Origin of the sequence: Anaerococcus tetradius ATCC 35098 (assembly GCF_000159095.1) — a bacterium.
Classification (GTDB): Bacteria; Bacillota; Clostridia; order Tissierellales; family Peptoniphilaceae; genus Anaerococcus; species Anaerococcus tetradius.
The window spans coordinates 440,217-463,746 of record NZ_GG666295.1 but is presented as its reverse complement, the minus strand read 5'-3'; the positions used below and the strand labels follow the sequence as shown (position 1 = coordinate 463,746).

The following is a 23,530-nucleotide window of genomic DNA, read 5'->3' as shown; positions in this document are numbered from 1 at the left end:
TCAAACACATTTACAAGAAGAAAGAAGAAACTCCTCCAACACCAACACCATCAATCCCATCTATTCCAGACCAACCATCTAAGCCAATAGAAAATAACACAACTATTTGGGTAGATGAAAATGGAAATCAATTAAAGGATCCAAAGAATGGAAGTGTTGAAAAAGGTAAAGATCCAGAAGGATATGAATTTGTAGGAACAGTAAAAACTAAAGATGGAGACACAGCTCACGTTTACAAAAAGATAGCCAAAGAAGCTGGCAAAGTAGAAGAGAAAGAAACTCCAAAAGAGAAAGAAACTCAAAAGAGAAAGAAACTCCAAAAGAAGCTCCTAAAGCAGAAGCTAATAAAAAAGCGAATAAGGCAGAAGCAAGTGCTGATAAAAAAGCAAATAAGGCAGAAGCAAGTGCTAATAAAAACGCCAACCCTAATGTTAAGACAGGTGTAGAAGCACTCGTATCTCCACTCCTAGCATTAATTTCAGCAGGCGCAGGTCTTTCACTTCTTAAATCTAAAAAAGAAGACGAAGAGTAAAAAAATTAGAGGTCAGTTAAGCTGACCTCTTTTTGTGCCTTTATATGGAATTTTTAAGTCTTTGCCGTAAATTTCATCTAGGCATACAAACTAGCCTGACTTTCGAACATCTCCTTGTAGAGTCCATCTTCCTTCATAAGCTCCTCGTGGCTACCATTTTCAGTGATTTTCCCATCATCACAAACTATAATCCTATCTGCATACTTGGTAGATGATAGCCTGTGGGAGATGAAGAGGGAAGTTTGACCTTTGGAGATTTTTAGCATATTTTCAAAGATTTCCTCTTCACTTCTTGGGTCTAGGGCGCTGGTTGGTTCATCCATTATGAAAAATTTCCCCTCATGGAAGATTGATCGGGCAAGGGCAAGTTTTTGACCAATACCACCTGATGGCTCGACAGACTTATCTGAGAAAAGATAAGTTAGGAAAGTATCTTCCTTTTCTACTTGCTTATCAACCCAGTTTGATAGATTAAGAAGGTCAAAGTCCGTATCCATTTTTTTGTAGTCGTCTTTTCCTATATCATCCTTTAGTTTACTTGTGATATTTTCGCTAATCCTAAAGGGAAAGAGCCTAAAGTCCTGGAAGGTAGGTGAAAGAATCTCATAGTATTTCTTTGTCGAAATCTTAGCTATATCTATATCATTTAGGTAGATGGCTCCCTCTGTTGGTTCGTAAAACTTGCACAAGAGCTTGACTATGGTAGATTTACCAGCTCCATTTTTGCCTACTAGGGCTATGGTTTCTCCATTTCCTATCTCAAATGAAGCGTCCTTTAGGACGTAAGATTCACTTGCTGGATACTTAAATGATACATTTTCAAATCTAATCCTAATCTCATTTGTATCAAAATCGGTGATTTCTCCCTTATCAAGGAGGCCTTCTTCCATTTCAAGGAAGTTAAAAAATACTTCTAATTGAGCATTTACAGAAATAACCTTGGCGTAGTTTTGCTGGATTAGGTTGGTTGCATTTATTACTTGGATTAGGGAGGAAAAATACATGGTAAAGTTTGCAAGGCTAATTGTCTTATCGATTAGTTTGTAGGTGAGGTAAATTAAAGTTAGGATAATCGAGCCATTAGCGCTCACATTCATTATTCCAGTGTAGATTCCGTTTTTATTGAAGTAGTCGGTTGAAGAATCAATCATTTCTTGTTGGTAGTATTCTGCTTTTTCTAAAACCAGGTCCTGACCGTCATAGATTTCTAAATCTTTAAAATATCTTAGATCTGCTGCAAAGTTAGCAAAAAACCTATAAGACCTCATATCAGAAATATTATTTTCCTGGTATTTTAATTCATTTTCTTTAATTAATGTTACTATTTTTTTATTGATCAAAACTAGTAAAACTAAAAGAATAATGATGGCTGGATTTAATTTTACCAATATTCCCAAAGATAAAATTCCAGTAATAACTGCTGATATTACCAAAACTATTATGTCATAGAGGGTGAACATTTCCCAAACTGCATAGTGGGCTTGTTCCATCATATCCTGGATTTCCTTGGAGTCGGATTTTTCTATGGGTAGCCTTAGGGATTTTTTTGCAATCTTGAAAGTAAGTTTATCTGACATATCTCCAAAGGTGAGAGTTAGATAATTGTTTAGCCATCTATGGGTTACTTCTTTGAAAAAACCTAGACCTATAAGCAAAAGACCAAAACCTAGGCAGTAGGAAATTCTTTTAGCTCCCATAAGCTCATCTATTATTAGTTTTGGAGCAAAAATATTTATAAGTGGCAATAATCCCAGAACAAGGTTTGTGATAATTACCCTAAGGGTGAAAGCTTTATGAATCTTGTCTATTTCTTTAAAAAGTTTTATTATATTTTTCATAGGACCTCCTTGTAATTTTTTGCCTGGAGCTTATAGAGGTCTTTATAATCTTCGCACGCCTTCATTAATTCATCATGAGTCCCATTTGCGAGAATCTTCCCGTCTTTAAGATAAATTATCCTATCACAAAACTTAGTCGATGCCAGCCTGTGGGAGATAAAAATCGAAGACTTATCTTTTGTCAAATCATCATATAGCATATAAAGCTCTCTTTCATTTAGGGCATCAAGTTGGGCTGTTGGCTCATCTAGGATTAAAAGTTTGGCCTTAGATTTTGCAATAGCACGAGCTAAAAATAGCCTTTGCTTTTGACCCCCAGACAAGTCGACCCCGTCATTGTCTAAAATTCTTAAAAGAGTTTGCTTATCTTTTTTCTCGTATTTATTTATAATTTCATCAAGGTGGGTCATTTTGTAGATATCATCTATGTTTCTATCCCAAGTCGTCATTAGGATATTTTCTTTAAAGGAAAAGGGCAAAAGATTTGAATCTTGAAATACTGCTGAGATTAGCTTTTTATAGTCTATCTGAGAATCCTTTATATCTTCTCCATTTATAAGAATTTTGCCTTCTGTTGGTTCGTACAGACCTGCGAGAAGGAGGGCGAGGGTAGATTTGCCTGCACCATTTTCTCCTACAAGGGCGATGGTTTCTGAGTCTTTTATCCTTAGATTTATGTCTTTAAGAACATAGTCATCTGTACCTGGATATTTGAAAGAAACATTGTCAAGGACGATTTCTACTTGTTCTAGATAAATTTCTTGTTTTTCATCCTTATAGACATCTGTAATCTTAAAAAATGGCTTAAACATGGTGAAGTTTCTCCTGATATCAGAAAAAAACCACATGGTCTCGTGGTTAAAGGCAATAAAAGCAAAGATTGCCGTAAAATAGACATAAAAATTTGCTAGAGAAATCCTTCCAGCGACAAGACCTGTCATTAGCCAATAGATAATAAGTCCATCCCTAATTAGGTTAAAAACATTTGCCAGAGTGAAAAGTCTTAAAGTCTTAGTATTGACTCCTTCTAGGCGATTTATCCTATCCTTATTAGTTTTTCCATAATAGGACTTAAATATCCTTATGGTATCGAAAATCAAAATATCTTGCTTAGATAGGGGAGATTTCATTTCGTTATTGAGTTTGGTGAACTTATCCCAATTTGGACTCATATCGCCCCAATAGTTATTATATGATTTTGTAACTTGGTTTAAAAGCAACCAGGAAATTATGCTTAGGATAATGGTTGTAGCAAGAACCCATAGGTCCATAGATGTAAATATCCACAAAAAACCACCGATAGAAATTACCATGGCAAAAACATTTGGCAAATCCATCATTATGCCACCAGCTCCGAGCCAAGGCGATTCTACAGCCTTCATGGCATCACTTATTTTTTCGGATTCTGACTTTTCCTTTTTCTTGGCGTAGGGTAGATAGAGTGAATACTCTGTAATCATATTCATTAGCTTATAACGGACGTGGTTCATCCTCATCCTGTAATTGCCCATGACAAAGGCATCAAAAAAGCTGATTAATGAAGAAATAAAAAATAAGCCTAGGAAAAATACTGGAAAAATTTTAGGATTTTTCTGGTAATTTTCTAAAATATAGGCAGGTGAAATAATCCATAAGAAGGGCTTGATCCCTACAAATAGACCGTAAAGTGCGATTAGTAAAAACATGATTGGCTCCAAATGAGCCATCTTTTTAATTAAAAATTTCAATTCGTGCATATAATATTTTTCTCCTTGTGTTTTTAGTAAGGATCAAGGAGTATCCATGATACTTACTTATTATAGTCTTTTAAAATCTTTTCTTTCTACTATGATCATTTTTCTATGCTCCTTTCTGTTAATATGTTTTCATTTTAGCATAATAAATTATCCTCTGCAAGAAATAAAAGCACCTAGATTTTTGTCTAAGTGCTTTTTAGCCTGCTGTAAAGATTATATATTTAGTCTTGTTTTCAAAGTAGGACGCCTTTATATCAAAGGATTTAATCTTGTAGGTCTTATCATAGGCTATAAGATTGTTGATAGTTTTTCCTATGGCCCTAAGCTCGACTATCCCCTTATCCTTGTTAAGTCTAAGTCCCTTATCTATGGCATATTTTACCAAATCTTCTAGCAATTTTTCGTTAAAGTCGCTAGCTGGGTTTTCTATTAAAATCTTGCCATGGTTATCTTCTAGAAAAAAGCTTATTTTCTCAGAAGAATAATAGGTCTGATAGAAGATTTTGAAGAGACAAAAGCTTGTGGCATAGGCTAGATTATGGTGTCTTATTTCCTTATCTATATCTATAATAACTTCTTTTCGGTTTTCTTTGCCTTCGATAAGGTGGACTAGATTGTCCTTTTTTTCTTCAACTTCTAAAATTTTGTGGCCGGATATAAAACCCTCATCAGCTATTAGTAAATCGTTTTTAGGGATGACTATAGTTTTATCTAGGATTAGGTAGGTGTTATTGTTGACAAATTTTCTGGATAAGACATTTGCTCTTATATTTGTAATTTCTGGAAATTGTTCATAAATTTTAGTCATTTTAAACCTCTCTTTTATTATATCATATGATATAATAAAAAAGAGGAATTTATGAGAAAAAACTTATTTTTATTTTTGATGGGCCTATTAGCTGGGGCAGGCCTTTTCATAACTTATGAAAATTTACCTATATTTATTGTTTTATTGTTAGGCTCAATTCCTGCTTGTTTTGCCTCTTATAAGAAATCTTCACTAGGATATTTCTTTGTAGGCCTAATTCTATGCTTTAGCATTTCTTCTATAAGTTTGAAGAAAGAAAGGATAACTTGTAAAAAGATTGATAAGTGCCATCTAACAATTCTCGAAAAGAGGAAGGAAGATGACAGTTTTAGGTATTTTGTGAGGATAAATAAGGGGAAATTTTCTGCTAAGAGCGTTTTGTTTACCAACAAGGACTTACATATTGGGGATGATTTTTATTCAGATATCAAAATAAAAGAGCCTAGGACTAACACCAACCCTAATCTTTTTTCTTATAGGAAGTATCTAGCTAGCAAGAAAATTTTTTCGCAAGTAGAAATTAAAGCTCCCAAAAGACTTTATAGGGGAGGTCATTTCTTTCTTGGGCTTAGAAATTCTTTTTATACTTATATCCACAGGATATTTGAAAAGAATCTAACTAAGAGGGCAAGTGACTTTGTCATATCAGTTCTTCTTGGTGAAAATCTCATAGAAAATACCGACATCAAAGACTTGGGTCTTAGCCATATCCTAGCAGTATCAGGCCTTCATATGGACCTACTTGTGGCATTTATTCTCTTTGTCTGTAATCGCTTAAATATAAATTATAAGTACGGCTATGCCCTAGCCCTAGGTCTAGCTTTTTGTTATGGATATCTCATAGCTTTTCCCTTTTCCATCCTTAGGGTTATAGGTCTTAATCTCATTGGCTTTATGGCATTTTTACTTAAAAAACCCTTCGATAAGATAAAGGCCCTTCTATTTTTAAGTTCTTTAATCCTACTGGTAAATCCCTTTGCTCTCTTCAATGCTGGCTTCATCCTAAGCTTTGCAGCATCATTTGGGGTTTATCTTATCTATCCAAAGTTTAGGAGCAAAAGAAAATCTTACACTAGAGATAGCCTTGCCTTTACTGTATCCATCCAGCTAGGCCTTAGTCCCTTTATAATTTTTTATTATGGAAGGATTAATCTCTTGAGTATCTTGGCAAACTTCCTCATCCTACCGATTTTTACCCTGGCTATGTATATAATCTTTGCCTTGGTATTTTTCTATCCGCTTTTAGGAAAGATTTTGGGAATGTTTTTTGGGATTTTGGACTTTTTGGTCAATTCTCTCCTAAATATTACAATTCTTCTAAATAAGATAAGCCTCTTTAAGTTTGACTTTGCAAAGCCTAGCATGATACTTGCAATCTACGCTTTTTTGCTTATAATTTTTCTTTTGAATACCAACAAAAGGGACTTAAAGAAAAAGGCTAATATATTCTTGCTATCGGCTAGCCTTATTTTAGCTTCTCTTATCAATGAATCGAGGGAGCTTTCCTATCAGATGATTGATATAGGTCAGGGAGATGCCTTCATGATTAAAGATGGGACTAATTATTATCTAATTGATGTGGGTGGCCCTAAGGATAAGATATATGATTCTGGAGAGAAAATCTTAATACCCTATCTAAAAAGCTTGGGTATTAGAAAAATCAAGGCAATCTTTATAACTCACGAGGATAAGGACCATGTGGGAAACTTGGATATGGTATGTGATAATTTCAAGGTTGAGCATATTTTTACCGACCAATTAAATTATGAAGGTCTAAAGAAATACAAAGTTAAAATCCTAAAGAAGGGCGACCGACTTAAATTGAATTCTGTTTTATTTGATTGTATATTCGATGGTGATGAGTCTAGCGAAAATGCAAATTCTTTGGGACTTTTGATTGACATAAGGGGAATCAAAATTTTAAGTATGGGCGATTTGCCGGGAGAGTTTGAAGATAAATTAGATACAAGGGCCGATATATTGAAGCTTTCCCACCATGGCTCTAAGACTTCGTCTTCGAGGGCCTTTATAGAAAAAGTAAATCCGAAGATTGTTTTGATTTCAGCTGGAAGAAACAACTCCTATGGCCATCCTAACAAGGAGGTCTTGGAAAATGTCTATGACAGAAAAATTTATAATACACAGACAGATGGCTTGGTCAAGATGGACTTTAGCCATGGGTTTAAGGTTGAGAAATTCCTTAAAGGAGGATATTTTAGATGAATTATATGGAATTTATGAAAAAATTTATAGGAGGGGACTTGGAGGGGGTCTACCTATTTGACTCCGAAGAAGAATATCTTTCGGATTTAATTATAGAAGATGCAAGTAAGCTTGTAAGTATCAAGGACTTTAACTTTATTGATATTAAGGGGCCTGCAAGTTATGAGGATATCAAAAATTCCATAGAAACCTATCCTGTAATGGAAGATAGGAAGTTAATTCTTTGGAGAAATATCGACCTATCAAAGACTGCTATTAAAAATTATAAGGAAATTTTAGATAGCTTGTTGGAAGACTTCAAGGATTTTCCTTCTTATGCAATTATGTTTATCTTTCCAGACAAGGCAGTCTTCAAGGGAAAGTTCTATAAGGAGCTTTTAAAGAAAGACCGCCTTGTAAAGATTGAAAGATTAAATAGGAAACAACTAGTTTCTTTTGTAGGTAAGAGATTTAATAGGGCTAATAAGAAGATTAAAAACTCCTTGATTGATGATATTATAGACAGATTTTCTTACCTAAATAAGGATAGTGAGATAAAATTATACGATGTTGTTAATACTATAGAAAAAATAATAGCCAATTCTGATAGGGAATTGGTAACAAGCGATGATGTAAAAGAGCAACTTGATGAGATTTTAAATATTAACATTTTCAATCTAACTGATGCCCTAGCTAGCAAAAACAAGGCTAAGTCCATAGAGACTTATTATCAGATGAAAAATTCAGGCGAGGACCTATTTATGATCTATCACATGATAGTTAGGCAAGTTAGGAATATGATAGGAATAAAAACTTTGACCAAGAGGGGATTTAATGATTCTTTTATAGGCAAAAGCTTGGGGATTTCTCCCTTTGAACTTAGGAAGTTAAAGGCTTTTGTGGGAAACTTCACTGAAGATGATTTATATAAGCTCCACGACTACCTTTTTGAAATGGATTTTAGGCAAAAAAGCGGGGTTTTTGATATGGACCTTGCCCTAACTATTCTAATAGGAAAATTTACAAAATAAAAAATGAGTGATTATCAGTAGACATATGTGAGGATCCGATACTGATATTCACTCATTTATATTATGCGTTAATTTCGTTAAGAGCCTTAGCTAGTCTTGATGTTGTTCTAGCAACTTTGTTTTTGTGGACAACATTTTTAGCTTCAGCTTGCTTTAATCTCTTGTCAGCTTTCTTGAAGTAAGAAGTAGCTTTTTCAAGGTCTTTTTCTTCTATAGCAGCATCAAACTTTTTGATAAGAGTCTTGATCTCGCTTTTTCTAGATTTATTTCTTTCAGTATTTCTTCTAGCGATGTCGATTCTTTTTTTACTAGATTTAATATTTGCCATTATGCTTTCACCTCTTTCCCGAACATTTTTGTTCGACTGATACATTTTACCATAAATAGAGAAATTAAACAAGCATTATTTTAAAAAACTCTTTATTTATTTGGAAGAAATCAAAATATAGTATATAATTTAATAAGAAATGAGAGGTTTATATGAGTGAAAATAATAAAAATTCAAAAAAAGATAGCATTCTTTATGTAATCTGGGATTGGGTTAAGACTATTGCTATAGCCTTGATTATTACAATACTTGTAAAGATGTTCATAGTGGATGCGACAAAAGTTTCAGGCAAATCCATGCAAAACACCCTCCACGATGGAGATATACTTCTAGTAGATAAAATAGGAAGTAGATTCCGTGGTTATAATAAGGGAGATATAGTAATCCTTAAAGCCCCTGACCATCCAGGAAGATTATATGTAAAAAGAATTATCGGAGAAGAAGGCGATACTATTAAGCTAAAGGATGGAAAAGTTTTTGTGAATGATAAACAACTTCAGGAAAATTATACTTCTATCCCACAAACTGAGCCTAATAGCGAAGTTACAGAATGGACTTTGGGAGCTGATCAATATTTTGTTATGGGAGATAATAGGATTCCTGGAGCAAGCAATGATTCTAGAAGTTTCGGGCCTATCTATGGTGAAAGCTTGGTAGGACACGCCTTTGTTAGGTTCTACCCTATAGCTAGGGTCGGCCTAATAGATCACAAGCCATATCCAGACCAAAACAATTAAAGGAGTTGTATGAAGAAAAAAGAAAATATTAGAAATTTCTCTATAATTGCTCATATAGACCATGGCAAGAGCACTTTGGCAGATAGACTTATAGAAAAAAGTGAGAATCTTTCTGAAAGGGAGATGTCTAGCCAAATGCTTGATGATATGGAACTTGAGCAAGAAAGAGGAATAACTATAAAATTAAAGTCTATCAAAATTCAATACAAGGCCAAGGACGGAAGGGTCTATGACCTAAATCTCATAGATACTCCTGGCCATGTGGACTTTAACTATGAAGTGTCAAGATCTCTAAAGGCTTGCGAGGGAGCAATCCTTGTAGTCGATGCAAGTCAGGGTGTTGAAGCACAAACTCTTGCCAATACTTATCTAGCCCTAGATCAGGACCTTGAAATCCTTCCAGTATTAAATAAAATTGACCTACCATCAGCAAGGGTAGATGAGGTTAGAAACGAGATTGAAAATGAAATCGGTCTTGACTGCTCAACTGCTCCACAAATTTCTGCCAAAACAGGTCTAAATATTGAAGATGTCCTAGAGGATATAGTAGCAAATGTTCCTGCACCAGAAGATCATGATGATAAGCCCCTCAAGGCTTTGATATTTGATTCTTATTATGATTCTTATGTAGGAGTTGTTTGTTATGTAAGGGTCTTTGAGGGGGTAGTAAGGCCTGGCGATGAGATAGTTATGATGAATACAGGCAAGAAGTATGAAGTAAATACTGTCGGCTATACTATGAAAAAAAGAATCGCTACTAAGGAATTAAGAAGTGGTGATGTTGGTTTTATTGAAGCGAGCATTAAGGAAGTAAAGGATGCAAGAGTCGGTGATACTATAACAAGTGTAGAAAACCCAACAGATAAGCCTCTATCAGGCTACAAGGAAGTTCTTCCTATGGTTTATTCTGGTATCTATCCTGCTGAAGGAGAAAGTTTTGATAAACTTCGTGATTCACTTGAAAAGCTTCAAGTAAATGACGCAGCCCTTGTCTTTGAGCAAGAAAATTCTCAAGCCTTGGGGGTTGGTCTTAGGGCAGGATTTTTGGGACTTCTTCATATGGATATCATAACCCAAAGGCTAGAAAGGGAATATGACCTAGATATAATCGCAACAGCTCCATCAGTTATTTACGATGTAAAGCTAAAGGGCAAGGATAAAGTTTTAAAGCTACAAAATCCAAATGACTTCCCAGACCCAACAGAGATAGAGTATATCGAGGAGCCTATAACAAGATCTGAGGTAATAACACCAAAGGAGTATATAGGTCAAGTAATGGATCTTGCCCAATCTAGGAGAGGTGAGCTTATGGATATGACTTATATTGATGAGAATAGGGTATCTATTAAGTACAAGGTTCCCCTCAATGAAGTTATCTATAACTTCTTCGATTCTCTTAAATCAAGGAGCAAGGGCTACGCTTCGCTTGACTACGAGCTAATCGGTTATCAGAAATCAGACCTAGTTAAATTAGATATTCTTATTAATGATCAAAGCGTAGATGCCCTATCTCTTATAGTTCACAGGGATAATGCCTATGCAAGGGGCAGGGGAATAGTTGAAAAGCTCAAGGATGAAATTCCTAGACAACAATTCGCAGTTCCAATCCAAGCTGCTATCGGTGGCAAAATTATAGCAAGAGAAACAGTTAAAGCTCTTAGAAAGGACGTTATTGCCAAGTGCTATGGAGGGGATATTTCAAGAAAGAAGAAACTCCTCGAAAAGCAAAAAGAGGGCAAGAAGAGAATGCGTCAATTAGGAAATGTGGAAGTTCCACAAGATGCCTTCCTAGCTGTACTTAAACTTGATGATGAATAAGCAATCCTTTGGGTTGCTTTTTCTTTAAGGTATTTTTATGAAAGTAGAAGAGATAAAAGAAAAGTTAAGAAAAGATGAAAGAAATAAATCCTATAGTCTAAGAGCTATTGATCCTATTTTTCAAGTTCACAAACAATCCAAGCTTCTAATTATTGGTCAAGCTCCAGGACTAAAGGTTGAACAAACAGGTATTTTATTTGATGATAAGAGTGGAGAAAGGTTAGTCGATTGGCTAGGAATTGATATGAAGAGGCTCCATGGGCCTGAGATTTCAATCTTGCCTATGGATTTCTATTATCCAGGTAAGGGCAAAGCAGGAGATAAGGCTCCGAGAAGATTCATAGCGAGAGAATATCATCCTTATTTGTTAGATGAGCTTAATAATATAAAACTTACGATTTTGATAGGAGCTTACTCACAGAGATTTTATCTCAAAGAAAAATTCAAAAAGAACTTAACAGAAACAGTGAGAGCTTACAAACAATATCTGCCAGAATATTTCCCTATAGTTCATCCAAGTAGCCTCAATAATAGGTGGATGGCGAAAAATTCCTTCTTTGAAGAGGAAGTCCTTCCTGCACTTAAAATTATTATTAAAAAAATTCTCTAAATTATTCTTGGCAAAATTGGGTATAGAGATAATATTGATAATAATTATCAGCAAGGAGGATTTATGGAAAATACCGACTATAAGATATATAAAGTTAAAATTTTAGATATAAAAGATGAGTTTAAGAATGTGAAGACTTATACTTTGGAAAAACCAGAAGGCCTAACTTGGCAGGAAGGATCAAGTTTTCATCTAGCGATTCCAGGTTTTAATGACAAGGGAGAGCTTAACAAGAAACTAATCCACCACCTAAGCATCAATACCCTAAGCGATGAGGATACAGTAAACTTTACAACCAAGTTTTCTATAAGGAAGTCCGACTTTAAAAAGGCTCTTTTGGAAAAGAAAGTTGGCGATTACCTTGAATTTTTCAAGATTAAGTGCCATATGAAGCTCAGGAGGGAGAATAAAAAAATTGTTCTTTTATCTATGGGTATTGGTCTATCTACTATGAGACCTCTTATAAATAAGTTTAAGAAAGACCCAAGTGGTATTGCTGAGCTTGTAAGTATCAATGTAGCTAGAAAGGACAATCACCTCTTTGAGTCTGAGATTTCGACAGTAGATGATAAGATTTTTAGGCAAATCTGGGTGGACTCAAGAGCGAATTTCTTCGAAATATTAAGAAAAATGGATGTTAAAGATTCTATATTTTATGTAGTAGGAAGCAATGAGTTCCTTCTTGATAATATTGTAATTCTAAGAGAACTTGGAGTAAGCGATAAAGATATAATGATTGATTTGAATGATAAGAAAAGAGCTAGTATGTTTATGGCAGCTAGTAAGCATGTATTTTTGTAAGGAGAATTATGAAAAAGTTAAGCGCTAATATTTTGGATGGTAAATTCGAACACTTGATTGACGAAGATAAATTACAAGTGACCCACTTGCAAATAAAATCTGGTGAAGAAATACCTAGCCATGAATCGGATAAGACGGTAATTGTTGTGATTTATAGGGGCAAGGTTGATTTTGTAGGAGAAGATGGAAAAGATATTATTATTCCTGGAGATATAATCCGAATGGATCCTCATGAAATCCATTCCCTCAAGGCAATTGAAGATAGTGACTTGTTAGTTATAAAGGCGGCGATTTAAGACGAAAGTCGCCTTTTTATTTAGGAGCAATTTATGAATATTGATATTAATACAGATAAAATTATACTTAGCGGAAAAAGAATTAGCCTTAGAGCCTTTTGTCAAGATGATTTGGAGGATTTTTATGAATATGCCAAAACTCCTGGTCTTGGTGAGGCAGCAGGCTGGTTTCACCATAAATCCCTTGAGGATAGTAAGAAGGTCTTGGATTCTTTTATAAAAAATAAGAATATCCTAGCCATAGTTAAGGATAAGAAGGTTATAGGCTCTATCGGCATCCACAAGTATGACGAAGAATTCTTGCCGAATCTTTCTGATAAGAAAACAGCACAGCTTGGCTTTGTTTTGTCAAGTGATTATCAGGGTCAAGGGCTAATGACAGAAGCCCTGGAGCTAATAATATCTTATTTGTTTGATGATTACGGCCTAGATGTCCTTGTTGGAGGCTTTTATAGGGGTAATTTTAAGTCAAAAAGCCTCCACGAAAAGTTAAATTACAAGTATTATTCCTCACATTTGACAAAGACCAATATGGGGACTTTGGAAGTAACCCATGAGTATATCCTAGAGAAAAAAGATTTTATGGCCTATCTTGATAGAAAGAATGAAGATTTAGAAAAAAGAGATGCTCAAGCTATAAATTCTAATCCAAAACAAAAAATCAGCTATGAGTCTATCGAAGAGTCAGGGGAATTTGAGAAAAGTATGGTATTTGCTAACAGCTTAATATTTGTGAAAGCTGGTCTTGTAAAATATGAGGACGATCTTTATATAGCTGGTGATTTGATAAAAATTGACAAGACTAAGACTATAAACCTAGAAGGACTTAGGGACTCACAGCTTATTATAGTTGAAAATGATATCTAGTTGTATTTTAGTAAAGATTGTATTTAAAGAAACTTGGAGCTAAGATGAAGAAAGTTGGTTTATATATCCATATTCCATTTTGTGAGAAAAAGTGCTATTATTGTGATTTTACGGCCTTTGCTCACTTGGATAGGTGGATAGAGCCTTATATCAAAAATTTGAAAAGAGAGCTTAGCCTTTATAGGCAAAGTCTTACGCTTACTATTGATACAATCTATATAGGAGGAGGCACTCCTTCCTACATAGATGAAAAATACATAAGTGAAATCGTAAGTGAAGTAAGAAAATTTCCCTGCGAGATAAAGGAATTTAGCCTTGAGTGCAATCCTAACTCTATAAATAAGGATAAGTTAAAGCTATATGAGGATTTGGGAGTTACTAGGATTTCTTTGGGAGTACAAAGTTTTGATGATTTAGTCCTTAATAATATAGGGAGAAATCACAAGAAAGATATAGCTATTAGGGATATAGAGATGATAAAGAATTTTGATTTTGACCTTTCTTTTGACCTCATGCTTAATCTTCCTGGTCAAGACTTTTCCTCAATTAAAAAAGACCTAGCCTATGTAAAGGCTTTAGACCCAGATCATATTTCTTGGTATAGTTTGATTCTTGATAAGGGTTCAAGATTTTATGCCCTAAATGAAAAAGGCAAGCTCGAGCTTATGGACGATGATAGGGAAGTTGATATTTTTAACTACATAGTTGATGAATTGGCTAGGCTAAATCTTAATAGATATGAGATATCTAACTTTGCAAAGCCTGGCAAGGAGTCTATCCATAACAAAAAATACTGGGATATAGAAGGCTATCTTGCTTGCGGACTAGGAGCATCTGGCTTTTTATCTAATGTGAGATACTCGAATGCTAGTAACTTTGTAATCTACGAGAAGATGTTAAAAGAAGGAAAGAAGCCTATAGTCAGCAGGGAATTTATTAGCCAAAAAGAAAGGGAGAAAGAATATATAATTTTCAAACTAAGGCAGACCAGGGGGATAAACTTAGAGGAGTTTAGAAAAGAATTTAAAGCTGATTTTTTGAAAAAATATAAGAAGGCCATAGATAAATTCATTGATGATGATTTTTTTGTAATTGATGATTGCTTTTCTTTCACAAAAAAAGGAATGGAACTTTCTAATGAGTTTTACCTAGAAATTATTTAGAAAATACAAGATTTATCTTTAAAGATTATTTTACTTATTTACTTGACAATGATGTTATACTAAGTATATTATAATTAGCAGTCGGAAGTAAAGAGTGCTAAAAGGAGTGAGAAGCTTTGAAAGATAGAAGAACACAAATACTTTTCTCTATCATAGACTCATATATTTATAATGGAGAGCCTGTTGGTTCAAAGTCTTTGGCTGATGATTACTCATTTGATGTATCGCCGGCTACTATTAGAAATGATATGAGTTCCCTTGAGAAAAATGGTTTCTTAAAGAAAGCTCATACATCTAGTGGCAGATTACCTTCTGATAAGGGTTATAGACTATTTGTCGACTACCTTTTGGAAAATGGCCTTATTGAAGAAGCCAAGTTTAATAATTTTGCAAATATTAGACAACTTCTGGATAAGAGATACCATAACGCTAGTGACATCATTGAGACTGCGACCAAAACTTTGGCAGCTATGACTAATTTGACGGCAGTATCTGTTAGTTTCAAAAAGGAGATATCCAAGATTGTAAATGTTGAACTTATGAGGGTATCAGAGAATTTCCTCTTACTCATTGCAGTTTTTGATAATGGATCCTTGGTGAATGAACAAATACTTCTAGATTATCCAATAAGCGATGAAGATTTACTAAATCTTAACAATATCCTAAATCATGAGCTGATAGGCCATAAGCTTACAGAAATTGATAAAATTTTGGCTGATTTGGAAAAAAATATGCTTACAAATTACAAGAAGCTGGTAGATATTATAGGACAAAGAATTAATAATAATTCCAAAGATGAGTTAAATAGAGATGTCAGAATCGAAGGGATTGGCAATATCTTCAATTTTAAAGAGTTTGACGATTTAAACAAGGCTAGAGATTTCATCAAGCTATTTGATAGCAAGGATGTTATCAAGGATTTGTTGTCAGATATTGAAGATAAGAATTTAGTAATAACTATAGGCGAGGAAAATCCTATAGATTTGCTAAAGGAATCTACTATCATAACTTCTTATTTTAATGTAGATGAAAATACAGTAGGAAAGATTGGTATAGTCGGTCTTACTAGGATTAATTATAAGGAAGTTATAGCTAGTATCAGGATGATTTCTGATTTATTAAATGAATAAAGGAAGGTAAATGTCTTGGCAAATGAAGAAAAAAAAGATGAGAATTTAGATATAGAAGATAAAGAAAATCAAGATGAAGATTGTATAGAAGCTGAAATCGTAGAAGATGACGAAAAAGAAGCTACGAAAAAGCCTAGTGATGAAGTAAACGAGTATCAAGAAAGATATCAAAGACTCCTGGCAGACTTTGATAATTATAAAAAACGTGAAGAGGCTAACAAGGCCGACTTTAAGAAGTTTGCTTCAAGTTCATTGGTAGAAAAGCTCCTACCTGTTATAGATAACCTAGATCGTGCCTTGGCAAAGGCTGATGAGAATGATGCCTTCGTAGAAGGAGTAGTCATGACAAGGAAAGAACTATTGAAGGTCTTAGCAAACGAAGGCCTTGAAGAAATTCCATCTGATGGTTGCGAATTTGATCATAATATCCACCAAGCAGTCCTTGCAGAAGATTCAGATGAGGTAGAGAGCAATCACATAATAGAAACATTCCAAAAAGGATATAAGTTAAATGGAAGACTACTTAGACCTGCTATGGTTAAGGTAGCAAATTAGGAGGAAAAGCATATGGCAAAAATTATAGGAATTGACTTAGGAACAACAAACTCAGCAGTAGCTGTTATGGAAGGTGGTACATCTACAATTATTCCTAATAGTGAAGGAAATAGAACAACACCATCAATCGTAGCTTTCTCAAAGGACGGAGAAAGACTTGTAGGTGAAACAGCTAAAAGACAAGCTATCACAAATCCACATAGGACTATAGCATCAGTTAAAAGAGAAATGGGTCATGATTGGAAGAGCGCTGAAATTGATGGCAAACAATATACACCAGAAGAAATCTCAGCTATGATTCTTCAAAAACTAAAGGCTGATGCTGAGGCTTACTTAAATGATACAGTTACAAATGCAGTAATCACAGTACCTGCTTACTTTACAGATGCTCAAAGACAAGCAACAAAAGACGCTGGACAAATCGCAGGTCTTAAAGTAGATAGAATTATAAATGAACCAACAGCTGCTGCCCTTGCTTATGGTATGGACAAAGAAACTGACCAAGCTAAGATTATGGTTTACGACCTTGGTGGTGGTACTTTCGATGTCTCTATCCTAGAAGTTGGTGACGGAGTATTTGAAGTATTATCAACAAGAGGAAATAACAGGCTAGGTGGAGATGACTTTGATAATGCTCTTGTAGAATATTTGGCAGATGAGTTTAAGAAAGAAAGCGGCGTTGATCTTAGAAAAGATTTAACCGCAATGCAAAGACTAAAAGATGCTGCTGAAAAAGCTAAAAAAGAGCTATCATCAACACTTTCAACAAGTGTATCCCTACCATTCATCACAGCAGTAGATGGTCAACCAGTTCACTTAGAGCAAACTATTAGTAGAGCTAAGTTTGATGAGCTAACCAAACACCTTGTTGATGAAACAAGAAAGCCAGTTGAAGATGCCCTAAGAGATGCAGGCCTAAGTGCAAGTGATATCGAAAAAGTTCTTCTTGTAGGTGGTTCTACAAGAGTTCCAGCTGTTCAAGAATTAGTTAAAAATCTAATAGGCAAAGAACCACAAAGAGATATCAACCCTGATGAATGTGTTGCCCTTGGTGCAGCTATCCAAGGTGGTGTACTAAGTGGTGAAGTAAAAGACTTGCTCCTTCTTGATGTTACACCACTATCACTCGGTATCGAAACCCTTGGTGGAGTTGCTACAAAACTTATTGAAAGAAATACTACAATCCCTACCAAGAAATCTCAAGTATTTACAACAGCAGCAGATGGCCAAACAGAAGTTGACATCCATGTTGTTCAAGGTGAACGTGAAATGGCAGCAGATAACACAACCCTTGGTAGGTTCCAACTTACAGGAATCCCTGCTGCAAGACGTGGAGTTCCACAAATAGAAGTAACCTTTGATATAGATGCCAATGGTATAGTTAATGTAACAGCTAAGGATAAGGGCTCAGGAAAAGAACAAAAGATTACTATTACTTCATCATCTAACCTATCTGAGGAAGAAATCGATAGAAAAGTAAAAGAAGCAGAACAATTTGCTGAAGAAGATAAGAAAAAGAAAGAAAGCATAGACGCAAAGAATAACGCTGAAAACTTGGTTTATCAAGCAAGAAAGACAATAGAAGAAGCTAAACTTGAAGGAAGCGAAAAAGAAGAAATGGAAGCAGAAATCAAGAAACTAGAAGATGCTATTAAGTCAGATGATATTGATCAAATCAAGGCTCAAACAGAAAGTCTTACCCAAAAAATTTACTCAATGAGTGAAAAAATGTATAAGGCTAATGAAGCAGGAGCAAATGCGCAAGATGCTTCAGCAAACAAGGAAGATGTAGTAGATGCTGACTATGAAGTAATTGATGAGGACGAAGAGTAAGCAGGACTTATGATTGAAAATAATCACAAAGATGGTATGATTATATAAAAATAAAGAGCTATTTCCATGGTGAAATAGCTCTTTTTAGTGAGATGGAGGTTACATGAGAGACCCATATGAGGTGCTTGGTGTAGAGAAAACTGCCGACCAAGCTGTTATTAAAAGAGAATATAGAAAACTAGCTAAGAAATACCATCCAGACCTAAATCCAGACAATGAAGAAGCTGCAGAAAAATTCAAGGAAGCAAGTCTCGCCTACGAAATACTATCAGACGAACAGAAGAGAAGTCAGTATGATAGATTTGGATCTGCTGCCTTTGAAGGCGGTCAAGGAGGCTTTGGTGGCTTCTCTGGTTTTTCACAGGGTGGATTTGATGATATATTTGGAGACTTGTTTGGAGATATATTTGGTGGAGGATTTTCTTCACAAGCTAGGGCGAATCGTCCAATAAAAGGAGCAGATATCCAACAAGTAATAAATTTAAGCTTCCAAGAATCTGCCTTCGGTATAAGTAAGGATGTACAAGTAAGACATGAAGTAACTTGTCACGTTTGTGATGGCAAAAAAAGCGAAGACCCTTCTAAGGTTCACACTTGTGATAAGTGCCATGGTAGGGGAAGCTTTAATCAAGTAAGCCATACTGCTTTCGGCACTATGTCTAGAACTGTTGTTTGTGATAAGTGTGGGGGAAGTGGAGAAATAATTGATGAAGCTTGCTCAAATTGTAAGGGATCTGGTAAGGAATTTAAGTCTGAAACAGTTAGGGTAGACATACCTGCTGGTGTAGAAGATAACAATGTCATAAGAGTAGCTGGCAAGGGCCATGTTGGAGAAAATGGAGGTCCTTACGGAGATTTATATCTTATCTTAAAAGTTAAAGAGCATGAAATCTTTAAAAGAGATGGGCTAGATATCTATTATGAAATGCCAATTTCCTTCACAAAAGCCACTCTTGGCGGTGAAATAGAAATTCCAACCCTAAAGGCAACTAGAAAGTTTGAAATCCCAGCAGGAACTCAAACAGGAACTAAGTTTTCTCTAAGGGGTGAAGGAATCAAGGACAAGAGAAGAGGAAGGACTGGAAACCTCTACTTCTATGTAAAAGTTATAACACCAACTAAGCTTACAAAGGAGCAAAAAGAAGCCCTAGAAAAATTTGCAAGCATTAGTGGAGAAGAAGTTAAAGAAGAAAAATCATTCTTTGAAAAATTAAAGGACTTTTTTGATTGATGAATAAGACATTTAATATAATAACCCTTGGGTGCAAGGTCAACCAATACGAGTCAGAGGCGGTAGAGGAGATATTTAAGTCTAGGGGCTACAAGAAAAAACAAGATGGAGCCGACATATATGTAATCAACACCTGTACAGTTACAAATATGAGCGATAGAAAATCTAGGCAGATGATATCTAGGGCAAGACGAGATAATCCAGAAGCTGTAATAGCGGTTATGGGATGCTATTCTCAAGTAAAGCCTGATGAGGTTTTAGCCATAGAGGGTGTGGATATTGTACTAGGCTCTAGAAATAAGGAAGAAGTAGTAGACCTTTGCGAGGATGTCCTCCAAAACAAGACAGCTATAGATAGGGTTATATCCCTTAGCGAGTCCAAAAGTATAGAAGAGTTAGAAATTTCTAATCAAGAGGATATGACTCGTGCCTATATGAAAATCCAAGATGGCTGTAATATGTATTGTTCATATTGCCTAATTCCCTACGCCAGGGGAAATATAGTAAGTCGCGATATGGAATCTATCAAAGAAGAAGCGATTAGACTTGCCAAAAATGGCTACAAGGAAATAGTTCTAACAGGTATCCATGTTGCAAGCTATGGCAAGGATTTGAAAAATGGGAAACGCCTTATAGATGTAATAGAAGAAGTTGCAAAAACGGATGGCATTGAAAGAATTAGACTATCAAGCATGGAGCCAAGACATATCACCAAGGACTTCCTAGAAAGAATGAAGGCTACTAGAAAGGCTTGTGATCACTTTCACCTATCCCTCCAATCAGGATCCGATGAAATACTAAAGGCTATGAATAGGAAATACGACACAGAAATCTATGAACAAAAAGTTAAGCTCATTAGAGAAGTTTTTCCTAATGCAGGTATTACTACAGATATAATAGTAGGCTTTCCAACAGAAACAGAAGAAAATCATAGACAGACCAAGGAATTTGTAAAGAAAATTAAATTCTCAAAGACCCATCTATTCAAATACTCAAAAAGAGACGGAACTAAGGCAGCTGATATGAAACCAGAAGTCGATGGAAATGTCAAAAGACAAAGACTAAAAGAGCTAGAAGAAATAGAAAAAGCCAATAGGGAAAACTTCCTCAAAAATCAAATAGGAAAAACCCTATCAGTCTTATTTGAAAGTAAGTCTGATATAGACGGATTTAAGTCTGGGTATTCGACAAACTACCTAAGGGTAAATGTCAAAGATGAAATTTCAAATAACGAAATAAGGGATGTCCTAATCACAGAGATAAAAGATGATGAATTAGTGGGTAAAGTTCTATAAAATAACAAAAAATTAAGCTTTAGTCTTTACCTTAGGCTTATTTTATGGTATCATATATATCAATGGGGGTGAAGTATGGATTGTGTATTTTGTAAGATTGTAGAGAAGGAAATTCCTTCAGAAATAATCTATGAAGATGATAATGTAATTGCATTTAATGATTTAGATCCACAAGCACCTATCCATTTTCTTGTAATACCAAAAAAGCACATAGAAAGCGTAGCCAAATTGGAAGAATCCGACCTAAAATATCTAGATTCTATCTTCCTTGCTATCAAAAAAATAGCATCAGAAAAAGGCCTAGATGAAGAGGGATACAGGGTTGTAACTAATATTGGTGAAGGTGGGGGTCAAAGCGTGCCTCACTTGCATTTTCATGTACTAGGAGGCCGAGGATTTAAGTGGCCACCAGGCTGATTGAAAAAATTTGTGCGAATACGAGAGGGGGGATAGCAAATGACAGAGATCAGAGTTGGAGAAAACGAATCAATCGATAGTGCAATCAAAAGATTCAAAAGACAATGCGCAAGATCCGGTGTACTTTCTGAATACAGAAAAAGAGAACACTACGAAAAACCAAGCGTTATAAGAAAAAAGAAAAATGACGCTGCAAAGAGAAAAAATAGAAAAAGCAGATAATAATTTAAGAAGCTTCGGCTTCTTTTTTTATAAGTTTTTTTGTTAGTAATAAAGAATTTTATGTAATAGGTTAGGAAAATCTTGATACAAAGTTTTTAAGTGATCAAAAAATTAATAATAGGAAGCTATAGGCCTTCTTCTGAAAATATTACATAAAAATACAAAAAAAAGTCTTGACAAATCTTTTCCTGTATCTTATACTATAATTAAGTTAATAATAAATTTAATCTTCAGGGCGGAGTGCAAGTCTCCACCGGCAGTAAAGTCTGCGAGCGCAAGCCGAATCGGTGCGATTCCGATACCGACAGTATAGTCTGGATGAGAGAAGAGTTTTTCTATGCTTATTTTGCATAAAAATAAATTCTAAGTCCCTGAAAGGGGACTTTTTTTAGTTCCCAAAAGGAGAAATAATGAATTATGATAACTTAATGAGAGAATGTTTTTCTCTTGCTCGTAAGGGCAGAGGAAAGGTTTTAACTAATCCTATGGTTGGAGCTATAGTTTATAAGGATGGGGAAGTTATCGGAAGAGGTTACCACAAGAGTTTTTATGATGACCATGCAGAAATCGATTGCTTTAAGAATTTGAAGGGATCGGCTGAAGGGGCAACTCTTATAGTAAATCTCGAACCTTGTTCCCACTTTGGCAAGCATCCACCCTGTGTTGATGAAGTCATTAGAAGAAAAATAAAGAGAGTTGTAATTTCAAATATCGATACAAATCCAAAGGTTGATGGGATAAGTAAACTTAAAGCTTGTGGTATCGAAGTCATAAGCGGAGTTTTGGAGGAAGAAGGAAAGAAGCTTAACGAAAAGTTTTTCTTTAATATGAGCCACAAGAGGCCCCTAGTTGCCCTTAAATACGCTCAAAGTCTTGATGGAAAGATTGCTACTGGAAAATTTGATTCCAAGTGGATTTCTAATGAGAAGTCAAGAGAGTTTGTCCATCAACTTAGAAATGATTATGACGCTATAATAGTTGGCAAGAACACTCTCCTAACTGATAATCCTAGGCTTACATCAAGAATAGATAAGGGGATAGATCCTGTAAGAATTATTGTTAGTGATTCGCTTGATTTGAATCCTGACCTTGAAGTTTTTAAGGAAAACTCAGATGGGAAAACTTATATAGCAAGTTCATCTGATAAAGATATAAAGCTCGATTCTGGTCTAATAAGATGCAAAAGTAAAAATGGCCATATAGATTTAGAAGATCTTTTGAAAAAGCTCTATGAGAAAAATATAGGCTCAGTCCTTGTCGAGGGCGGTTCAGTCCTTAATAATTCTTTTTTGGAAGAGGATTTGATAGATAAGATATATCAATTTATGGCGCCTATTATTGTTTCAGGCTTTTATTCAAGATCAGCCTTTATTGGTAAGGGTGTAGGTTATATCAAAGATGCCAAAAGATTTAGGATTGATGATATTAAAAGATTTGGTGAAGATGTGATGTTTGAGGTAAATAATGTTTACAGGAATAGCTGAGGAGTTGGGTCTTGTAAAGGAATTTAAGCAAAAGTCCGATACGGTTGAAATAAAAATCGCCTGCAAAAAAGTTTTAGAGGAAACTAAGCTTGGAGATTCGATAATGACTGATGGGGTTTGCCTTACAGTAACAGAAATTACAGATTCCTACTACAAGGCAGATATTATGAATGAATCCCTAAAAAAGACTAAGTTTGATAGGTCTCTTCTAGGTAAGGAAGTTAATCTTGAAAGGGCCCTAAGATTTTCAGATAGGCTTGACGGTCACATAGTTCAAGGCCACGTTGATGGAGTGGGAAGGCTAATTTCTATAAATAAAAATGTCTATAGATTTAAAACGAATAGGGAAATAGGGAGATTTATAGTAAACAAGGGCTCGATTGCCATAGATGGTATATCGCTTACGGTATCTTTCGAAAACGACGATATATTTGAAGTCTCTCTCATACCAGAAACCCTATCTAGGACAAATTTAAAGAATAAAAGGGTCGGAGACTTGGTAAATCTTGAAACAGATATCTTATCAAGGATAGTCGAGAAGTTATATAGAAGCGAAAAAAAGGAGGATAGGGACTCACTTTTGAGTCTATTATAAG

At 35.1% G+C, this 23,530-nt stretch carries 23 protein-coding genes and 1 riboswitch; of the genes, 19 read left to right on the top strand and 4 right to left on the bottom strand.

Annotated features, from left to right (window positions below):
• Positions 1–446 (top strand): hypothetical protein (locus tag HMPREF0077_RS10745; RefSeq protein ID WP_004836313.1); only part of this gene is annotated, 446 nt, incomplete at its 5' end.
• A gap of 163 nt (positions 447–609) precedes the next feature.
• On the opposite strand, the gene HMPREF0077_RS02345 is transcribed toward HMPREF0077_RS10745, so the two are convergent.
• From HMPREF0077_RS02345 to HMPREF0077_RS02335, 3 genes are all read right to left on the bottom strand, one after another.
• Positions 610–2,370 (bottom strand): ABC transporter ATP-binding protein, encoded by a 1,761-nt coding sequence (locus HMPREF0077_RS02345; protein ID WP_004836312.1) that lies wholly within the window; start codon positions 2,368–2,370, stop codon positions 610–612.
• Positions 2,367–4,106, bottom strand: a complete 1,740-nt coding sequence (locus HMPREF0077_RS02340) for an ABC transporter ATP-binding protein (RefSeq protein WP_004836310.1) — start codon at positions 4,104–4,106, stop codon at positions 2,367–2,369. The genes HMPREF0077_RS02345 and HMPREF0077_RS02340 overlap by 4 nt, the downstream gene beginning before the upstream one ends.
• Positions 4,107–4,302: 196 nt before the next feature.
• Positions 4,303–4,914 (bottom strand): alanyl-tRNA editing protein, encoded by a 612-nt coding sequence (locus HMPREF0077_RS02335; protein WP_004836309.1) that lies wholly within the window; start codon positions 4,912–4,914, stop codon positions 4,303–4,305.
• 51 nt (positions 4,915–4,965) lie between these two features.
• Between HMPREF0077_RS02335 and HMPREF0077_RS02330 the strand changes: the two genes are divergently transcribed.
• Positions 4,966–7,137 carry a DNA internalization-related competence protein ComEC/Rec2 gene (locus tag HMPREF0077_RS02330; protein WP_004836307.1) on the top strand — a complete coding sequence of 724 codons (2,172 nt, stop codon included), beginning with the start codon at positions 4,966–4,968 and terminating at the stop codon, positions 7,135–7,137.
• Entirely contained in the window at positions 7,134–8,147 is a 1,014-nt protein-coding gene (holA, locus tag HMPREF0077_RS02325; RefSeq protein WP_004836306.1) for a DNA polymerase III subunit delta, read from the top strand. Before HMPREF0077_RS02330 ends, holA begins: the two co-directional genes overlap by 4 nt.
• 61 nt (positions 8,148–8,208) lie before the next feature.
• Here holA and rpsT read toward each other — a convergent pair whose 3' ends face one another.
• The gene (gene rpsT, locus HMPREF0077_RS02320; protein ID WP_040349253.1) at positions 8,209–8,475 is read right to left on the bottom strand and encodes a 30S ribosomal protein S20; all 267 of its coding nucleotides are present in this window, start codon (positions 8,473–8,475) and stop codon (positions 8,209–8,211) included.
• Between the two features lie 152 nt (positions 8,476–8,627).
• Here rpsT and lepB point away from each other — a divergent pair, with 152 nt between their 5' ends.
• The 16 genes from lepB to HMPREF0077_RS02240 all read left to right on the top strand — a co-directional run bounded on the left by lepB (position 8,628) and on the right by HMPREF0077_RS02240 (position 23,529).
• Positions 8,628–9,212 (top strand): signal peptidase I, encoded by a 585-nt coding sequence (gene lepB, locus HMPREF0077_RS02315; RefSeq protein ID WP_004836303.1) that lies wholly within the window; start codon positions 8,628–8,630, stop codon positions 9,210–9,212.
• Between the two features lie 9 nt (positions 9,213–9,221).
• On the top strand, positions 9,222–11,030 hold the full coding sequence (gene lepA / locus HMPREF0077_RS02310) for a translation elongation factor 4 (protein WP_004836302.1): 1,809 nt from the start codon (positions 9,222–9,224) through the stop codon (positions 11,028–11,030).
• Between the two features lie 37 nt (positions 11,031–11,067).
• A complete protein-coding gene (locus tag HMPREF0077_RS02305) occupies positions 11,068–11,640 on the top strand; it encodes a uracil-DNA glycosylase family protein (RefSeq protein WP_004836301.1) in 573 nt (190 codons plus the stop codon).
• 63 nt (positions 11,641–11,703) lie between these two features.
• A complete protein-coding gene (locus tag HMPREF0077_RS02300) occupies positions 11,704–12,441 on the top strand; it encodes a ferredoxin reductase domain-containing protein (RefSeq protein WP_004836300.1) in 738 nt (245 codons plus the stop codon).
• A gap of 8 nt (positions 12,442–12,449) precedes the next feature.
• Positions 12,450–12,737: an AraC family ligand binding domain-containing protein gene (locus tag HMPREF0077_RS02295; protein WP_004836299.1), complete on the top strand. Its 288-nt coding sequence runs from the start codon at positions 12,450–12,452 to the stop codon at positions 12,735–12,737.
• 33 nt (positions 12,738–12,770) lie between these two features.
• Positions 12,771–13,604 carry a GNAT family N-acetyltransferase gene (locus tag HMPREF0077_RS02290; protein WP_004836298.1) on the top strand — a complete coding sequence of 278 codons (834 nt, stop codon included), beginning with the start codon at positions 12,771–12,773 and terminating at the stop codon, positions 13,602–13,604.
• Positions 13,605–13,648: 44 nt separating this feature from the next.
• Complete coding sequence (gene hemW / locus HMPREF0077_RS02285) at positions 13,649–14,767, top strand: radical SAM family heme chaperone HemW (protein WP_040349251.1); 1,119 nt, start codon at positions 13,649–13,651, stop codon at positions 14,765–14,767.
• A 116-nt stretch (positions 14,768–14,883) separates the two neighbouring features.
• Positions 14,884–15,897 (top strand): heat-inducible transcriptional repressor HrcA, encoded by a 1,014-nt coding sequence (gene hrcA / locus HMPREF0077_RS02280; RefSeq protein ID WP_004836296.1) that lies wholly within the window; start codon positions 14,884–14,886, stop codon positions 15,895–15,897.
• A 15-nt stretch (positions 15,898–15,912) separates the two neighbouring features.
• Entirely contained in the window at positions 15,913–16,452 is a 540-nt protein-coding gene (gene grpE, locus HMPREF0077_RS02275) for a nucleotide exchange factor GrpE (protein WP_004836294.1), read from the top strand.
• 12 nt (positions 16,453–16,464) lie between these two features.
• Positions 16,465–18,285: a molecular chaperone DnaK gene (gene dnaK / locus HMPREF0077_RS02270; protein WP_004836293.1), complete on the top strand. Its 1,821-nt coding sequence runs from the start codon at positions 16,465–16,467 to the stop codon at positions 18,283–18,285.
• A gap of 103 nt (positions 18,286–18,388) precedes the next feature.
• Entirely contained in the window at positions 18,389–19,516 is a 1,128-nt protein-coding gene (gene dnaJ / locus HMPREF0077_RS02265; protein ID WP_004836291.1) for a molecular chaperone DnaJ, read from the top strand.
• Positions 19,516–20,811, top strand: a complete 1,296-nt coding sequence (gene mtaB / locus HMPREF0077_RS02260) for a tRNA (N(6)-L-threonylcarbamoyladenosine(37)-C(2))-methylthiotransferase MtaB (RefSeq protein WP_004836289.1) — start codon at positions 19,516–19,518, stop codon at positions 20,809–20,811. The genes dnaJ and mtaB overlap by 1 nt, the downstream gene beginning before the upstream one ends.
• A gap of 75 nt (positions 20,812–20,886) precedes the next feature.
• Complete coding sequence (locus HMPREF0077_RS02255) at positions 20,887–21,228, top strand: histidine triad nucleotide-binding protein (protein WP_004836288.1); 342 nt, start codon at positions 20,887–20,889, stop codon at positions 21,226–21,228.
• A gap of 39 nt (positions 21,229–21,267) precedes the next feature.
• A complete protein-coding gene (rpsU, locus tag HMPREF0077_RS02250; protein ID WP_004836286.1) occupies positions 21,268–21,450 on the top strand; it encodes a 30S ribosomal protein S21 in 183 nt (60 codons plus the stop codon).
• A gap of 222 nt (positions 21,451–21,672) precedes the next feature.
• A riboswitch (FMN riboswitch) is annotated at positions 21,673–21,784 on the top strand.
• A gap of 76 nt (positions 21,785–21,860) precedes the next feature.
• Positions 21,861–22,934, top strand: coding sequence for a bifunctional diaminohydroxyphosphoribosylaminopyrimidine deaminase/5-amino-6-(5-phosphoribosylamino)uracil reductase RibD (ribD, locus tag HMPREF0077_RS02245; protein WP_004836285.1), 1,074 nt, complete (start codon positions 21,861–21,863; stop codon positions 22,932–22,934).
• A complete protein-coding gene (locus HMPREF0077_RS02240; RefSeq protein ID WP_004836283.1) occupies positions 22,915–23,529 on the top strand; it encodes a riboflavin synthase in 615 nt (204 codons plus the stop codon). The genes ribD and HMPREF0077_RS02240 overlap by 20 nt, the downstream gene beginning before the upstream one ends.
• The last annotated feature ends 1 nt before the right edge of the window (position 23,530 follow it).

Bases quoted from the DNA above. Each gene is read 5' to 3' on its own strand.
- dnaK (WP_004836293.1), top strand. From the start codon at position 16,465: ATGGCAAAAATTATAGGAATTGACTTAGGAACAACAAACTCAGCAGTA.
- lepB (WP_004836303.1), top strand. From the start codon at position 8,628: ATGAGTGAAAATAATAAAAATTCAAAAAAAGATAGCATTCTTTATGTA.
- HMPREF0077_RS02340 (WP_004836310.1), bottom strand. From the start codon at position 4,106: ATGCACGAATTGAAATTTTTAATTAAAAAGATGGCTCATTTGGAGCCA.
- hemW (WP_040349251.1), top strand. From the start codon at position 13,649: ATGAAGAAAGTTGGTTTATATATCCATATTCCATTTTGTGAGAAAAAG.
- HMPREF0077_RS02290 (WP_004836298.1), top strand. From the start codon at position 12,771: ATGAATATTGATATTAATACAGATAAAATTATACTTAGCGGAAAAAGA.
- HMPREF0077_RS02335 (WP_004836309.1), bottom strand. From the start codon at position 4,914: ATGACTAAAATTTATGAACAATTTCCAGAAATTACAAATATAAGAGCA.
- HMPREF0077_RS02300 (WP_004836300.1), top strand. From the start codon at position 11,704: ATGGAAAATACCGACTATAAGATATATAAAGTTAAAATTTTAGATATA.
- mtaB (WP_004836289.1), top strand. From the start codon at position 19,516: ATGAATAAGACATTTAATATAATAACCCTTGGGTGCAAGGTCAACCAA.
- HMPREF0077_RS02295 (WP_004836299.1), top strand. From the start codon at position 12,450: ATGAAAAAGTTAAGCGCTAATATTTTGGATGGTAAATTCGAACACTTG.
- HMPREF0077_RS02255 (WP_004836288.1), top strand. From the start codon at position 20,887: ATGGATTGTGTATTTTGTAAGATTGTAGAGAAGGAAATTCCTTCAGAA.
- ribD (WP_004836285.1), top strand. From the start codon at position 21,861: ATGAATTATGATAACTTAATGAGAGAATGTTTTTCTCTTGCTCGTAAG.
- HMPREF0077_RS02345 (WP_004836312.1), bottom strand. From the start codon at position 2,370: ATGAAAAATATAATAAAACTTTTTAAAGAAATAGACAAGATTCATAAA.
- dnaJ (WP_004836291.1), top strand. From the start codon at position 18,389: ATGAGAGACCCATATGAGGTGCTTGGTGTAGAGAAAACTGCCGACCAA.
- rpsT (WP_040349253.1), bottom strand. From the start codon at position 8,475: ATGGCAAATATTAAATCTAGTAAAAAAAGAATCGACATCGCTAGAAGA.
- HMPREF0077_RS02240 (WP_004836283.1), top strand. From the start codon at position 22,915: ATGTTTACAGGAATAGCTGAGGAGTTGGGTCTTGTAAAGGAATTTAAG.
- HMPREF0077_RS02330 (WP_004836307.1), top strand. From the start codon at position 4,966: ATGAGAAAAAACTTATTTTTATTTTTGATGGGCCTATTAGCTGGGGCA.
- holA (WP_004836306.1), top strand. From the start codon at position 7,134: ATGAATTATATGGAATTTATGAAAAAATTTATAGGAGGGGACTTGGAG.
- rpsU (WP_004836286.1), top strand. From the start codon at position 21,268: ATGACAGAGATCAGAGTTGGAGAAAACGAATCAATCGATAGTGCAATC.
- lepA (WP_004836302.1), top strand. From the start codon at position 9,222: ATGAAGAAAAAAGAAAATATTAGAAATTTCTCTATAATTGCTCATATA.
- HMPREF0077_RS02305 (WP_004836301.1), top strand. From the start codon at position 11,068: ATGAAAGTAGAAGAGATAAAAGAAAAGTTAAGAAAAGATGAAAGAAAT.